The organism is Bradyrhizobium sp. USDA 4451 (genome assembly GCF_054822585.1).
Genome location: NZ_JBTRCH010000001.1, coordinates 7,338,978 through 7,354,247, shown reverse-complemented (window position 1 = coordinate 7,354,247; position 15,270 = coordinate 7,338,978). Strand labels below are relative to the sequence as shown.

10 protein-coding genes are annotated in these 15,270 nt (G+C 66.4%); 7 read left to right on the top strand and 3 right to left on the bottom strand.

Annotated features, from left to right (window positions below; translation table 11 throughout):
• The 4 genes from ACVMB0_RS34510 to ACVMB0_RS34495 all read left to right on the top strand — a co-directional run bounded on the left by ACVMB0_RS34510 (position 1) and on the right by ACVMB0_RS34495 (position 6,680).
• A complete protein-coding gene (locus ACVMB0_RS34510; RefSeq protein ID WP_461349042.1) occupies positions 1-858 on the top strand; it encodes a branched-chain amino acid ABC transporter permease in 858 nt (285 codons plus the stop codon).
• Positions 858-2,657 (top strand): branched-chain amino acid ABC transporter ATP-binding protein/permease, encoded by a 1,800-nt coding sequence (locus ACVMB0_RS34505; RefSeq protein ID WP_461349041.1) that lies wholly within the window; start codon positions 858-860, stop codon positions 2,655-2,657. The genes ACVMB0_RS34510 and ACVMB0_RS34505 overlap by 1 nt, the downstream gene beginning before the upstream one ends.
• Positions 2,638-3,384 carry an ABC transporter ATP-binding protein gene (locus ACVMB0_RS34500; protein WP_461349040.1) on the top strand — a complete coding sequence of 249 codons (747 nt, stop codon included), beginning with the start codon at positions 2,638-2,640 and terminating at the stop codon, positions 3,382-3,384. Before ACVMB0_RS34505 ends, ACVMB0_RS34500 begins: the two co-directional genes overlap by 20 nt.
• Before the next feature lie 326 nt (positions 3,385-3,710).
• The gene (locus tag ACVMB0_RS34495) at positions 3,711-6,680 is read left to right on the top strand and encodes an ATP-binding protein (protein WP_461349039.1); all 2,970 of its coding nucleotides are present in this window, start codon (positions 3,711-3,713) and stop codon (positions 6,678-6,680) included.
• Here ACVMB0_RS34495 and ACVMB0_RS34490 read toward each other — a convergent pair.
• Both ACVMB0_RS34490 and ACVMB0_RS34485 read right to left on the bottom strand, forming a co-directional pair.
• On the bottom strand, positions 6,601-7,272 hold the full coding sequence (locus ACVMB0_RS34490) for a methyltransferase domain-containing protein (protein ID WP_461349038.1): 672 nt from the start codon (positions 7,270-7,272) through the stop codon (positions 6,601-6,603). The genes ACVMB0_RS34495 and ACVMB0_RS34490 overlap by 80 nt on opposite strands.
• A gap of 15 nt (positions 7,273-7,287) precedes the next feature.
• Positions 7,288-7,767, bottom strand: a complete 480-nt coding sequence (locus ACVMB0_RS34485; protein WP_456753410.1) for a hypothetical protein — start codon at positions 7,765-7,767, stop codon at positions 7,288-7,290.
• Between the two features lie 205 nt (positions 7,768-7,972).
• Here ACVMB0_RS34485 and ACVMB0_RS34480 point away from each other — a divergent pair, with 205 nt between their 5' ends.
• Positions 7,973-9,259: an MFS transporter gene (locus ACVMB0_RS34480; RefSeq protein ID WP_461349037.1), complete on the top strand. Its 1,287-nt coding sequence runs from the start codon at positions 7,973-7,975 to the stop codon at positions 9,257-9,259.
• A 3-nt stretch (positions 9,260-9,262) separates the two neighbouring features.
• Here the strand turns inward: ACVMB0_RS34480 and ACVMB0_RS34475 are convergent, their stop codons facing one another.
• Positions 9,263-9,874, bottom strand: coding sequence for a TetR/AcrR family transcriptional regulator (locus tag ACVMB0_RS34475; RefSeq protein ID WP_461349036.1), 612 nt, complete (start codon positions 9,872-9,874; stop codon positions 9,263-9,265).
• 171 nt (positions 9,875-10,045) lie between these two features.
• On the opposite strand from ACVMB0_RS34475, the gene ACVMB0_RS34470 reads away from it, so the two are divergent.
• Positions 10,046-11,278: a cytochrome P450 gene (locus ACVMB0_RS34470; RefSeq protein ID WP_456753413.1), complete on the top strand. Its 1,233-nt coding sequence runs from the start codon at positions 10,046-10,048 to the stop codon at positions 11,276-11,278.
• A gap of 199 nt (positions 11,279-11,477) precedes the next feature.
• On the top strand, positions 11,478-15,224 hold the full coding sequence (locus ACVMB0_RS34465; RefSeq protein WP_461349035.1) for an AsmA family protein: 3,747 nt from the start codon (positions 11,478-11,480) through the stop codon (positions 15,222-15,224).
• The last annotated feature ends 46 nt before the right edge of the window (positions 15,225-15,270 follow it).

Here is a 15,270-nt window from a genome sequence, read left to right as displayed (position 1 = left end):
ATGCTGGCCTCGATCCTTGCATCCGGTCTCGCGGCGGGCGCGATCTACGCGCTGGTCGGCGTCACCTATAACACGATGTTCTCGACCTCGCGGGTGATGAGCTTCACCGCCGGCCAGCTGGCGATGCTGGGCGGCGTGTTCGGCTCGATGTTCACGCTGAAGCTCGGCCTGCCGATCGCTGTCGGCTTCGTGCTGACGCTGGTCTGTTGCGCGATAATCGGTATCGTCACCGAATTCGTCGCGGTGCGGCCGGTGCTCAAGAGCCTCGACCAGCATCTTTACGTGCTCTCGACCTTGGCGGTCGCGCTGATGATCCAGCAGGTCACCGCGATCAAATGGGGCACCGAACCGCAGCCGTTTCCGCGCATCGTAGGGCTAGGCGAGGGCGTGCTGGACGAGAAATTCTGGCTGCCGGTCGTTGCCTGCGCCGTCACCATCATCGGCCTCGAATATCTCTACCGCCGCACCCTGGTCGGCCGCGCGTTCCTGGCCATCGCGGAGGACAATTTCGCGGCGCGGGCGCTCGGCCTGCCGGAGCGCAATCTGCGCGTGGCGAGCTACGCACTCGCCGGAATGGTCGGCGGCATCGCCGGATTTTCCGGCGGGCAGTTGCTGCTCGCCTTCTTCGCCAACGGCGCGCTCTTGAACTTCTATGGATTCGTGCCGGTGGCGCTGGGCGGGCTCGGCAACAACAGGGGCGCGATCATCGGCGGGCTGGCGCTCGGCCTGTTCCAGCAGGCGGCGAACTTCCTGGTCGGCGGCATCTTCTCCTCGGTCGCGGTGTTCACGCTGTTCATCGTGGTGCTGCTCGCAGCTCCTCAGGGGCTGTTCGGCAGTTCGACCGCGCGGAGGGTGTGATGAGCTCGGTCGCCGCAACGCCGCCTCGAACCGACATCGGCGCATGGCGCGCCGCGCTGCCGCATATCCTGCCGTTCCTCGGCATTCTGGCGGCGGCGGTGCTGCTGCCGTTCGTCAGCAATGATTACTGGGTGCTGATCGGCACCCGCGCCGCGATCTACTGGGTGCTGGTGTCCGGCCTCAATCTAGTGGTCGGCTTCGCCGGCCATCTTGCGATCGGCTATGTCGCGCTGCTGACGCTCGGCGCTTATGCGACCAGCGTGCTGGTCGCCGGCAATGTGATGCCGGCCATTCCGGTGTTTGCCGCCCTGCCGATCGCTGGCCTGATCGGGGCGATCTTCGGCGTGATCGTCGGCCTGCCGGCCTTGCGCCTGCGCACCTTCTATTTCGCGATGTCGACCCTGGGCTTTGCGACCATCGTGACCCAGATTGCGCTGGCGTGGCAGAGCGTGACCGGCGGCGGCATCGGCATCACGGGTCCCGAATTTCCGGCGCCGTTCAACACGCCGTGGGGATTTTACGGCCTCTGCATCGGCTTCGCCGCGTTCACGACCTGGATGAGCGCCAATATCGCGCGCAGCCGCTTCGGCCGCGCCCTGATCGCGGTGCGCGACGCCGAGGTCGCGGCCGAGGCCAGCGGCATCTCCAAGCCGAACATGCTGATCGCGATCTTCCTGTTCGCCGGCGCGCTGGCGGCAATCGCCGGCGGATTGTTCGCGACGTTGCAGACCTACATCACGCCCGACGCCTTCACCTTCGATCTCTCGGTGCTATTCTTCATCGCGATCCTGATCGGCGGCCGCGGCTCGATCCTCGGGCCGATGCTCGGCACCATCATCCTGACCATCCTGCCGGAGATCGCGGCGCCGCTGGCGTCGTGGTCGACCTTTCTCTACGCGGTGCTGCTGCTCCTGATCGTGCTGGTGATGCCCGGCGGGATCGCCGCGCTGCTCGATTTCCGCAACCGCCGTCCGCTCGCCAGCAACCGCGCCATCGTGCCGCGCCCGGCGGCGCTCGCCGATATCGTGCGCCGGCGCGACGGCGGCAAGACGTTGCAGCTGCGCGGCATCGCGCTCAGCTTCGGCAATGTGAAGGCGATCGACGGCCTCGATCTCGACGTCGCGCCCGGCCAGATCCACGGCCTGATCGGCCCGAACGGCAGCGGCAAGACCACGACGCTGAACGTGATCTCGGGCTATTACGCCGCGAAGGCCGGCACCATGACGCTCGGCGACGCGACATTGCCCGCAGGCCAGCCGGTCAAGCGCGCCGCATGCGGCATCGCGCGCACCTTCCAGACGCCGCGGGTGATCGGCGAAGCCTCGGTGCTGGAGAACGTCATGATCGGCGGCTCGATCGAGGGCCGGGCCAATTTCGTCGAGGCGATGCTCGCGCTGCCGCGCAACGGCGCCGACGAGCGGATGCTCGCCGCCAAGGCCCGCGCGCTGCTCGGCGTCGTCGGCCTCGAGGCGCTCGCCGATGTGCGCGCCGACCGGCTGCAGCACAGCGAGCTGCGCTTCATCGAGATCGCGCGCGCCCTGATGCTCGATCCGGATTTCCTGCTGCTCGACGAGCCTGCGGCCGGCCTCTCCAATGACGAGATCGAGCGGCTCGCCACCTTGATCAAGGCGGTCAGCGGCCGCGGCACCGGCGTGCTGCTGGTCGAGCACCATGCCGATTTGATCTTCGACATCTGCCACCAGGTCACCGTGCTCAATCTCGGCCGCACGCTGGCGGCGGGCACGCCGGCGGAAATCCGCGTTCACAAGGAGGTCGTCAGTGCTTACCTCGGCGGCTGACCCCCTCCTTAAAGTGACCGCGCTGGAATCCGGCTACGGCAAGATCCGGGTGCTGCACGGCATCGACCTGACGATTGGCGCCGGCGAGGTGGTTGCGCTGCTCGGTCCGAACGGCGCCGGCAAGACCACGCTGCTCCGTGCGATGTCGGGCCTGTTGCCGGTCACTGCCGGGCAGGTCCGGTTCGGCGGCCGCGACATGACCAACGCCACGCCGCGCGATGCCGCGCGCGCCGGGCTCGTGCATGTGATCGAGGGACATCGCGTGTTCACGCAGATCTCGGTCACCGACAATCTGCTGCTCGCCGGCTACGACCTGCCGCGCGCGGAACGCGCCATGCGCATCGAGGAGGCGTTGTCGTTCTTTCCCGAGATCGCCGAGAAGCGGCATGAGCGCGGCGGCGCGCTGTCGGGCGGGCAGCAGCAGATGCTGACGGTGGCCCAGGGCCTAGTCCGCCGTCCGCGGCTCCTGATGCTCGACGAGCCCTCGGCGGGGCTTTCCCCGGTGCTGGTCGATCGCGTCCTTAATGTGATCGGTCGGTTGCGCCAGCAGGGGACGTCCGTACTGCTGGTTGAGCAATTGCTGGAAAAGGCGCTGGCATCGGCCGATCGTGTCTACGCGCTGGTGCAGGGGGTGATCGCGCTGGAGGCGCCGACCGGCGAAAACGACCTGCCGCACCGGCTCGAACGCGCCTATTTCGGCCACGAGAGCCACGCCCTGGGCGCCTGAGGCCGCCATATCCCCGCCCCCCTTAAAGGTCAGGCTTGGTTAAAGGTAAGGCTTGGCGCTCGGCGCCGATTCTGGCTTCATGGGGCCTCATGCGGCAGGCCTGCCGATTGTGCTAGGATGCGCCGGAGTCAGCCAACGGACGGGGTATCGGGAAGGTGGTGTGAATGCTGTGCCCGGCCTGTCAGACAGACACCCTGGAAGAAGATGGCGTCTGCCGGTCGTGCCGCCTAAGCTTTACTTCCGTCTGTCTGAGTTGCGAGCATCCAAATCTCGAGAGCGCACGGTTTTGCGGGGCCTGCGGCGAGCGCCTGGACCAACCCCAGCCGGTGGGCGAACGCAAGGTCGTCACCGTGATGTTTGCCGACATCGTCGGCTCGACCGAATTGATCGGGGACAATGATCCCGAGCTTGCGCTGGATCGCCTGCCGCCCGCCTTGGCGCGGATGGGTAATGCCGTCCGGCAGTTCGACGGCACCATCATGCGCAGCATGGGCGACGGGTTGATGGTGATCTTCGGCGTTCCGCACGCCCAGGAGGACCACGCCCTCCGTGCCTGCCAGGCGGCGCTCACCATGGTCCAGTCGTCTCGGGACAACGGTATCGTGCTGCGCGTCGGCATCCATTCCGGCGAGATCGTCGCGGGCGTGCCGGACAGGTTCACCAAGGAGCAGGGCGTCTATGGCGCCGCCGTGCATCTGGCGAGCCGGCTCGAGCATATGGCCCAGCCGGGCGACATCTGCGTCACGGAATCGACGTTCAAGCTGGTGCAGGCATCTTGCGATGCGCGTGCCCTCGGCCACCAGGACGTCAAGGGATTCCCGCGGCAGATCGGCGTCTACCGGCTGGTCGGAATGAAGCCGTCGCGCGCGCCGTTCCGGGATGCCGTCGTCGGCACCTATCGAGGGCGCGATGCCGAGCTCGCCATCCTCCATCAGGCGTTCGCGGGCGCCGAGCAGGGCGCCGGGAAGGTGATCGGAATTTCGGCGCCGCCCGGCATCGGCAAGAGCCGCCTGTGCTTCGAATTCGCGCGCGGCGCCAAGGAGCGTCTGGTGCCGGTGCAGGAGGCAAGCGCATCGCCCTACGACCATTCCGGTCCGCTGCAACCGCTGCTGGAATTCTTCCGCAACTTCTTCCGGATCGCCTCGAGCGACGACGCCGAGACGGCGCGGGCCAAGGTCGCGGCACGGATCGAGTCCTCGGTCCCGCATTTGATGGAAGACGTGGCGCTGCTCGCCGACTTTCTCGGCATCCGCGACCCGCAATCGCCGGTGCCTGCGCTCGATCCGAAGACGCGGCACACGCGGCTGGTCAATCTCGTCGCGAGCCTCGTGCGCGACGGCACGCGCACGCCGTCGGTGATCATCATCGAGGACATCCACTGGCTCGACGAGGCGAGCATGGAGTTCGTCTCGGCGCTGGTCAATGTCGCGCATGTCAGCCGCGCCCTGATCATCCTCACCTACCGTCCGACCTATCAGGCGCCGTGGCAGGAGGGGCCGCAATTCCAGGAGTTGCGGCTTGACGAACTCCGCAACGAGGATATCTCCGCCCTGATCGCGGACTTGATTGGCGAGCATCCGTCCACGGCCGCAATTTCCGGCCGTATCGTCGAACGAAGCGGCGGGAATCCGTTCTTCGCGGAGGAGCTGGTCCGTTCGCTGATCGACAGTGGCGATCTCGCCGGCCGCCCCGGCCACTACGAGATGTCCGGGCAGGAGTCCGCCGAGACGCTGCCGACGACCGTGCAGACTGTGATCGGCGCGCGCATCGACCGTCTCGCGCCGATGGACAAGGAAGTGCTTCAGGTCGGCGCCACGATCGGACGGGAATTCCCGTTTTCGGTGCTGGCCGAAGTGGCACGCGCAAGCGACGACGAACTCGCCGGCATTCTCGGCCGATTGTCGCATCTCGAGTTGATCCAGGCGGTTGCGAGCGAGATCGAGCCCGACCGATACGCATTCCGCCATCCGCTGATCCAGGAGGTCGCCTATGCGATGCAGCTGCGCGGCCGCCGCGTCGAACTGCACCAGGCGGTCGCGGGTGCCCTGGAGCGATTCTACCAAAACCGGCTCGGCGAATATGCCAATCTGATCGCGTATCATTTCGAATCGGCCAAGGATTTCGGATCAGCCGCCAACTATCTGGCCCGCTCGGCGAGCTGGGTCGGTACGACCAATTCGCGGCTCGGGATGAAGTCGTGGCTCAAGGTCCGGCTGCTGCTGCAGTCGCTGCCGCGCTCGCCGGAAACCGATCGGCTGCGGATGCACGCGTCCGGTCAAGTGTTGATCCTTGGCTGGCGCGAAGGCATCAGCGCCGAGGAGGCTGCGCCGTTCTTCCGCGAGGCCATGGCTGCTGCACGGGACCTCAAGGACTCGCTCTGGGAGGTCCTGCTGCTTGCCGCCTTTGGCCGGGTCTCGGCCGGGACGGGCTCGGCCGACGAATATGTGCGGCAACTGCTGCAAGCGATCGAGGTCTCCGAGGACCCGAGCATCAGGACCATGATGCAGGTGTTCCTGTGCCAGGCCTACGGCTATGCCGGCAAGATGCGCGAAGCGCTCGCGGCCGGCGAGACGGCGCTCAAGCACATCGCGAACATCGAGAAGGCGCACGAAGCGCCGCTTGGCTTCAATGTGGAACGATGGGTTGAGGGCCTGCACGCGCGGCTGCTGGTGCGGACGGGGAACTTCGATGTTGCGCGGCAGAGCATTGCCCGACTGGTCGCCAGCGAGAGCGGCCATCCTGATCCGGCGGTCCTGTTCATCCCGCATCATGCCGGCGTCGAAATGGCCTGGCTGACGCAGGACGAAAAGCTTGCCGATTTTCACAGCTTGCGGATCGACGAGATCGCCAGGAGAAACGACACGCCCTATGTCGCGGTGTATGCGAGCGTCTGCCGCGGACTGGCGCTGTCGCTGGCGGGAGACCACGCTGCGGCGATCCAGAAGCTAGAATCGGCGATCCGGCTCGCGCGCGAGGCTTTCGCCGGCCTCGAATATGAAAGCGACATGCTGGCGCTGCTCGCCGAAATTCATCTGAAGAGCGGCAGCCACGGCGCGGCCTTCAGCGCGGCCGAACAGGGCATCGTGGTTGCGCGGGAGCGGCGGGCGCGGCTCGCCGAATGCCGCTTGACGCTGGTGCTGGCGCATGTGGTCAATGCGGACCGCCTGCGTTACCCGCAGTATCGGTTGAACGAGCTGCTCGGTCACGCGCGGAATCTCATCGAGGAGACCGGCGCCTCACCCTATGAGCGCCTGTTTCCGGTCGTGCAGTCGTCGTCCTGCGGACAAGAAGCGTGAATTCACGCATGCCGTAGTCGGTGACCACCTCGACGCGGCCCAATCGATTGCAAAACCCGATCCAGCGCTCCGGCGCGGTCCGATAGAGCCCGGCCTCGGTGCGGGCGTCGTCACGCGGCAGCATGAAGTTGACGGCGAATCCGATCCGGCTGCTGTCCCGAAGATCGGCAAGGATTGCCCCGACATAGGCTTCCCAATCCGCGACCGGATGACCGAGCCGGACGTTGAAGATCCCGCTTGCAAGCGAATAGTCGGCGAGCGCGCCGCACTGCGAACCCTCGGCAAAGCTGGCCTGCGTGCTGCCGGCCCAGCGGGCGCGGGCGGCCGCGATCATCGCCGGCGAAATGTCGATGCCGCGATAGGTCACTTCGGCATCGCCATGCCGCGTCGCCAGGAATTCCAGCAGCGCGCCGTAGCCGCAGCCGAAATCGTTCAGGCTGAACGGCCGCCTGAAGTCGCACAGCTTCAGGAGCTGCACGAAGCGCAGGTTTTGCGAGAGCACGTTCGGCCAATCGACCCCGAGCGGGGTCGGGCCATGGCGCTCCAGCGTTCCGGAATAGTAATCGCGGACCTTGGCGTGCGGGTCGAGCATCGCCGTGGTGTCAGGTTACTTCTTGTTGCGGACGGCGGCCTTGGGACGGTCGGCCCTGATCATCGGCATCGAGATCGTGAGAAAAACCAGAGCGGAATAGTTCAAGGCGCGATCGCCGGCCGTCACCCTCACGACGCCCTTCGGAGACTCCCCGGGGTGCGAGGTAAACTGCACCGCCAGCGGCTTGCTGCTCTCGAGATTGGCCTTCAGCGATGCGATGATCTGATCGTGTCCAGTCAGCTTCGTTGCCTTGCCGTCGACCGAGGCGCTCGTCTTCTTCAAGAGGCCCAGAAATCTGTAGAACCCCCTGCGATCCGCTTCGCCGACCGGCGCAATATTGAGCAGCTTGAAGGACGTCTCCAGCGAACGGTCCGGCGAGAAGACCTTGAACTCCTTCTGAAATTGAACCATTTCGCTCAGCGCTTCGCCGATAAGTCGGGAATTCATCTGCTGCAAAACGTTGGGGACGTAACTGTCGGCAACCAAACCACCCATTGTATTCCTCCTGAAAAGGCCATGATAACCCGCTTCCCGGCTTCCGGCTAGACGAGAGCGGATGGCTCACGGTTTACAATCACTGGTTTGTACCGCTGTCTATGAATTGCTTCACAGAGTTGGCCGTGCATGATGCAAAGCCTGCGCTCTTCGTGAGCCGTCCCGTCCGGTCGGCTTCTTGTTCATCCCATTCGACAGTGCCTCCATGCGACTCCCCTTCTTCTACGGCTGGATCATCGTCGCGGTGACCTTTGTCACCATGGCGATCGGCGTCAACGCGCGCACGGCGTTCTCGCTGTTCTATCCCCCGATCATCTCCGAGTTCGGTTGGGAGCGCGGCGTCACGGCGGGGGCCTTCTCGTTCGGCTTTATCGCCTCGGGAATCGCAAGCCCGCTGATCGGCCGGCTGATGGACCGCCGCGGGCCGCGCGCAGTGATGGAGCTCGGCGTGCTGCTGATGGGTTCAGGCCTGCTGCTGGCGCCGCTGACCACGCAACCCTGGCACCTCTATCTCACCATCGGCGTGCTGGTCGGCTCCGGCAGCGTCTGCCTCGGCTATTCCGGCCAGTCGCTGTTCGTGCCGAACTGGTTCATCCGCCGCCGTGGCCTTGCGATCGGGCTCGCATTCGCCGGCGTCGGCATCGGTTCGGTGACGCTGCTGCCATGGGTCCAGCACATGATCGAGCACACCGGCTGGCGCACCGCCTGCACCGCGATGGGGATCGTGGTGCTGGTCGTGCTCGCGCCGATCAACCTGTTGCTGCGCAAGCGGCCGGAGGACATCGGCCTGCAACCGGACGGCGATGCCGCGCCGACGGCGACGTCGGCCAAGCCGGCATCGAACATCGTCGATCCGGCGTGGGCCGGCACCGACTGGACGCTGCCGCGTGCACTGCGCACGGCACGGTTCTGGTGGATCGCGATCGGCTATTTCTGCGGCCTGTACATCTGGTACGCGGTGCAGGTGCATCAGACCAAGTTCCTGCTCGACATCGGCTTCAGCTCCAATGTCGGCGTCTGGGCGCTTGGCGTCGTCAGCCTGCTCGGCATTCCCGGCCAGATCTGGCTCGGGCATCTTTCCGATCGCATCGGCCGCGAATGGGTGTGGGCGATCTCCTGCTTCGGCTTCGTGATCTGCTTTGCCGCGCTGGCTGCGCTGAGATACTGGCCGAGCATGGCGCTGATCTATCTGATGGTCTTCACCCAGGGCGCGCTCGGCTATGGCCTGACATCCGTGATGGGCCCGGTGGTGCTGGAGATCTTCCAGGGCAGGCATTACGGCAGCATTTTCGGCACCGTGATGCTGGCTGCGCTCGCCGGCGGTGCGGCCGGCCCCTGGATCACCGGCCAGCTCTATGATGTCTCGGGCAGCTATACCAGCGCGTTCCTGGTCGGGATCGCCGTCAGCCTGCTGTCGGCATTCGCGATCTGGCAGGCTTCGCCCCGCAAGGTCCGCGCGGTCGCCGGACAGGTGCACAAGATCGCCGCCTGAGGATCAGCCGGATGAAACGCCGATCGCGCGCTGCAGGTCGGTGATCGCACGCAGGCAGCTGTCGGCGGGCGTGGTGTCCGGATCGATCAGGCGATGCAGGCGGAAGCCGTCTTCCAGTGCCAGCACGATCGCGCCGGTCCAATCCGGATTGAGCCTGGGACTCCTGCCGCTGCTTTTCTGCGCGGTCGCGACGATGTCGGCGATCAGCTTGCGCCGGGCACGCAGCCGCTTGGCGAGCTCGGGCCGCCGCTTCTCGGCGCGCGCCACGAACAGGATCATCTCCATGTGCAGGAGAGGCGAGCGGCCGAGCGGGTCCTGCTGGCTGCGATCAACTGTGCGCAGCGCCTCCAGGAAGTCGGGCAGGTTGCTGTGCTTGGCGAGCAGGTCGAGATTGCGCCGGATCGACTGCTCGACGTGATCCTCGAGCATCGCGAAGATCAACTCGTCCTTGCTCTTGAAGTTCGAATAGAAGGCGCCGCGGCTGAAGCCCGCGGCGGCCGCGATCGCCTCGATGCTGGCGCCGCCGATGCCCTGTTCCTCGAACACCCGCGCCGCCGCCTCGAACAGCTTCTCGCAGGTGTCGTCTCGTGTCGGTCTGGTCCGAACCCTTGACATCGGCGCAGTTTAGGGCACAATGCAACTCAATACAATAGTGTATCGAGTTGCATTCGATGAAACGAGTGCTCGATGAAACGAAAATGGCCGCATCCGTGATGGTGCGGTCTTGAGGATGACACCAAGGCGCGCCAGGGTTTAGGCACCGGTGCACGAGCGAACGAGGTCACCATGAACGAGCAAGTTCAGCCGGCGAGCGGCGATCCGCTTTTCAATCCACTGGCCCCCGAATTCATTCGCAATCCCTATCCGTATTACGAGCGGCTGCGCCGTCTCGATCCGATGCACGTCAACGCGCATGGCGCCTTCGTCGCCAGCCGCCATGCCGAGGCGAGCCTCGTGCTGCGCGACAAGCGGTTCGGCAAGGACTATGTCGAGCGTACGATCCGCCGCTACGGCCCCAAAATCATGGACGAGCCGGTCATTCGCAGCATGAGCCACTGGATGCTGCAGCAGGATCCGCCCGATCACACGCGGCTGCGCGGCCTCGTCGTCAAGGCGTTCACCGCGCGCCGGGTCGAGGACATGCGCCCGCGCATCCAGCACGTCGTCGACGAGACGCTCGACCGCATCATTCCGCAAGGAAGGATGGACCTGATCGAGGATTTCGCGTTCCGCCTCCCGGTCACGATCATCTGCGACATGCTCGGCATCCCGGAGGAGCATCGCGAGGCCTTCTACAACGGCTCGCGCGACGGCGGCCGGCTGCTGGAGCCGGTGCCGCTGACACCCGAGGAGATCAAGCAGGGCAACGCCGGCAATGCGATGGCGGCGATGTACTTCCATCAGCTGTTCGAGCTGCGGCGCAAGCAGCCCGGCGACGACCTCACCACGCAACTGGTGCAGGCGGAGGAGGACGGCCAGAAGCTCACCAACGAGGAGCTCACCGGCAACATCATCCTGCTGTTCGGCGCCGGCCACGAGACCACCGTGAACCTGATCGGCAACGGGCTGCTCGCGCTGTTCCGCAACCCGGACCAGCTCGCGCTGCTCAAAGCCAATCCCGGCCTGATCACCAATGCGATCGAAGAGTTCCTGCGCTACGATTCCTCGGTGCAGATGACCGGCCGCGTCGCGCTGGAAGACATCGAGGATCTCGGCGGCAAGCGCATCCCGAAGGGCGAGAGCGTGCTGTGCCTGCTCGGCTCCGCCAATCACGATCCGGCGGTTTATCCCGACCATCCCGAAAAGCTCGATATCCAGCGGCCGAACGTAAAGCCGCTATCGTTTGGCGGCGGCATCCATTTCTGCCTCGGTGCCCAGCTGGCGCGGATCGAGGCCGAAATCGCGATCTCGACCCTGCTGCGCCGGATCCCCGGCCTGCGGCTCGATGACGCGGAAAATCCGGAGTGGCGGCCGACCTTCGTGCTGCGCGGGCTGAAGCGGCTGCCGGCGAGCTGGTGACGTTCCCGGAAGGGGGCGGCCCTACCGTGAAGCTGGCGCACGCACGCTTGAGCGGAAAACCACCGTCCGATTAACGTTGTAGCGGTAAAGCCGCTGTGACTTCGCCATACTTGTCTCTATATTTGGGTTGCTCCGGCCAAGGGTTGGCAAAGGTTCAGCATAAGGAGGCTGCCGCGGAGCGGGCTCAAAGGGAGACACCGTGCAGACGACGCTGCTCGGCCTGGCAATCGCGTTCATTCTTGCATTGGTGGCCGCGCTGGTCGGTCCGTATTTCGTTGACTGGAACCAGTTCAGGCCGCAGTTCGAGGAGGAAGCGTCCAAGATCATCGGCGCGCCGGTGCGCGTCGCCGGCAATCTCGACGCGCGTTTGCTCCCGGCGCCCTCGCTGCGGTTGAAAACCGTCAGCGTCGGCGGCACCAACGACCTCGGCAAGGTCCGGGCCGCCAGTCTCGATGTCGAGTTCAGCCTGAGCTCGCTGATGCGCGGCGAGGTGCGCGCCAACGAGCTCACCGTCAACGGCGTGTCGCTCGATCTTGGGCTCGATCCGAAGGGGCGGATCGACTGGTCGCCGTCGAGCGGCAGCTTCAATCTGGCCTCGCTGGCGATCGACCGGCTCAACCTGACCGGCCGCGTTGCGCTGCATGACGCCGCGAGCCACAGCACGCTGGAGCTGAATGACATCGCCTTCAGCGGCGACGTCCGCTCGCTGGCCGGCGCGATCCGTGGCGACGGCAACTTCATGTTCGACGGCAACCGCTATCCGTTTCGGGTCTCGTCGGGGCAAAGCGCCGATGGCAGCGGTACCCGCCTGCATTTCAACATCGATCCCGGGCAGCGGCCGGTGTCGGCCGATCTCGACGGCATCCTGACCTTCGAGGCCCGCGCGCCGCGCTTCGAGGGGACCCTGACGCTGGCGGGGACACCGGGCCAGCGCGGCGGCAGCGACCTGCCGCCCTGGCGGATCGCGACCAAGGTGAAGTCGGATTATTCGGCGGCACGTCTCGACCAGATCGAGGTGAGCTATGGCGCCGAGGACCGCGCACTGAAGCTCGCGGGCAACGGCGATCTCCGGTTCGGCGCGTCGCCGCTGCTGCGCGCCTCGCTCACGGCGCGGCAGCTCGACGGCGACAAGTTCGCGGCCAAAGATGGCGCCAAGGACGGCAACAACGGCAATGTCGAGCCGGTGCGCGTGCTGCCGGCATTACGCGCGGTGTTGTCGGGCCTGCCGCAAAGTCCGATTCCGGCACAGATGGAGCTGACATCCGAGCAGATCATGCTCGGCGGGCGTCCGTTGCAGAAGATCTCGGCCGAGCTGCAATCGGATGCCAAATCGTGGACCGTGCGCCGGCTGGAGTTTCGCGCGCCGGGATCGACGCGGGTCTCGATGAGCGGCGCCAGCGCGCAAGCCGGATCCTCGAACAGCTTCAAGACCGCGCTCAATGTCGAATCGTCCGATCCCGATGCGTTGATGAGCTGGCTGCAGGGGCGGAGCGATGTCAGCTATCGCAGTCAGAAGCCGCTGCGGCTGCGCGGCGATGTCACGGTGTCGCCGTCAGGCTTTTCGATCGATGCGATGAAGGCGGAGATCGAGAGCGGCACGCTCGAGGGCCGCGTCGCGGTCGCTCATCGCGATGCCGCGAACGGCTCCAAGGTCGAAGCCCAGTTGAAGGCGGAGCGGCTCGATCTCGATGCGACCGCTGCCTTGATCCATTCGCTGGCCGGTCCGCAGGCCGAATGGCCCGACGAGGCGCAGCTCTCGCTCGACATCGGGCGTGCCATCTCCTCGGGGCAGGAATTGCGGCCGCTGCTGGCGAAGATCGCCTATAGCCAAAAGAGCATCGTGCTCGAGCGCGTGAAGATCGGTCAGCCCGACAATGTCACCGTTGACGGCAGCGGCAATTTCGACCGCGCCAATTCGACCGGCAAGCTCGCAGTCGACGCGAGCGCCGCTTCGCTTGGCCGGCTGGTCGCGATCGTTCAGCCGTTCGCGCCGGCGCTGGCCGCGCGGCTTGGCGTGCTCCGCGCCGATGCCGGCCCGGTCCGCGCCAGGCTCGCGCTCGACCTCGGCAAGGGCAAGGCCGCCGATCGGGTCAGCGCGCGCGCGACGCTCGATCTCGACACGCCGCAGCTGAAGGGCAATACGGTGATCTCGGCAACGCCGCAGGTGGCTGCGATCCGTGCGCTGGATATCGATGCGCTTCGGCGCAACGAGGTGACGGCGGAAGCGAGGGTCTCGGCCAGCGAAGGCCGTGCCTTGCTGGCGCTGCTCGGGCTTGACCGCGTGGTTGCCGCCGGTGCGGGCGCGACCCAATTCGAGGGCACTGTGAGCGGCGCATGGCAGGCGCCGTTGCGGCTGAAAGCACGGCTCTGGGGTGCCGGGCTCGACGCGGATGCGGAAGGCAGCGCGGAGCCGTGGTCCAAGGACCGAAGCAAGGATGGGGCAAGGGATGGGGCGAGCGAGAGCAAATCGAGCGTCAGCCTCCGCGTCCGCAGCGCCGACATCAGTCCGCTGCTCAATCTGAAATCATCGGATCCGGCAGCGAACATCCGTCTGTCGTCGAAGCTGACGCTCGCGGGTGACCGGCTGACCTTCGACGATCTCGACAGCATCGTCGCCGGTTCGCGGATGCGTGGCCGTCTGGCGCTGACGCTCGCCGATCAGAAGAACATCGACGGCGAAATCGGCCTCGATCAGATCACGCTGGCGCCGATTTTCGCAGCCGCGATCGGTGCGGCCGGCCACGATGCGGCGGAGCCGCTCGGCACCGGGCTCACCAGCGCCTGGCGCGGCAAGGTCACGTTCGAGGCGCTGCACGGCCTGCTGCCGGGCGGCGCCGAGCTGCAGCCGGTCAGCGGCACGATCAGGTCGGACGGGCAGGCGCTGACCTTCGACGGCATCAAGGGCAAGATCGGCGGCGGCGAGGCGACCGCCTCGATCGATGCGCGACAGGGCGTCAACGGACTTGCATTGAACGCCAATGTGCAGCTGTCGGGCGTCGACGCGTCGGCGCTGCGCTATCGCAGTCTCGCGATGCCCAAGGCACGTGCTTCGATGCAGGTGACGTTATTGACGCAGGGCCGTAGTGCCGCGGCGTTGACCGGTGCGATGTCCGGCAGCGGCATCGTGACACTGGAGGGGCTGAGCCTTCCGGGTCTCGATCCGCGTGCGTTCGACGTCGCGATCCGCGCCAGCGATTCCGGGCAGGCGACCGACGATGTCAAGCTGAGGCAGATCGTCGAACCGGCGCTCGCCGCCGGTGGGCTGTCGATCGCCTCGGCGCAAATTCCCTTCAACATCCGCGACGGCCGCATCCGTGTCGCGGCCACCACGCTTGCGGCCAACGGCGCCAACGCCATCGTGTCCGGCGGCTACGACATTCCGGCCGATCAGGCCGACATCCGCGCCGCACTGGCATCGACGCAGGTTGGCAACGCCAACAGTCGCCCGGAAATCCAGCTGCTTGCCGTGGGCACGCCCGACGGGCTGTCGCGCAGCATCGACATTGGCGCGTTGTCGTCGTGGCTTGCGGTGCGCGCGATCGACCGCGAGACCAGGCGGCTTGACGCGATCGAGCGCGGCGAACCGGCGCCGCCGCTGGCCCCTGCGGCGCTTTCGCCTACCATCGGGCCGGCGCCTGATGCGTCCACCCCGAATTCGGCGGCAGTGCCTTCGGCCAATCTGCCGGCGCCCGGCCCCGATCCGCGCCGCGTCCCTGCGAAGCCGAAGATCGTGGCGCCGCGGCCGCCGATCGTCCCGCCGGTTGCCACCGCACCTGCCGTCGTGCCGCCCGCGCCGATTGCTGGCCAGCCCCAGGTGGCGCCGTTGCCGCCGCCGATCGAAGTCAAGCCGGTACCCGGTGCGGCCAGGCTGCGGCCGTTGCGCCCGCCGCTGTCGCTGACGCCGCAGGTCGCCAATCCGCCGCCGCGGCCGGCCATGCAAAACTGAAGCGCGCCTCAAGGCATCGCGGCTACCGGTTCGCGTGAAGAAACCG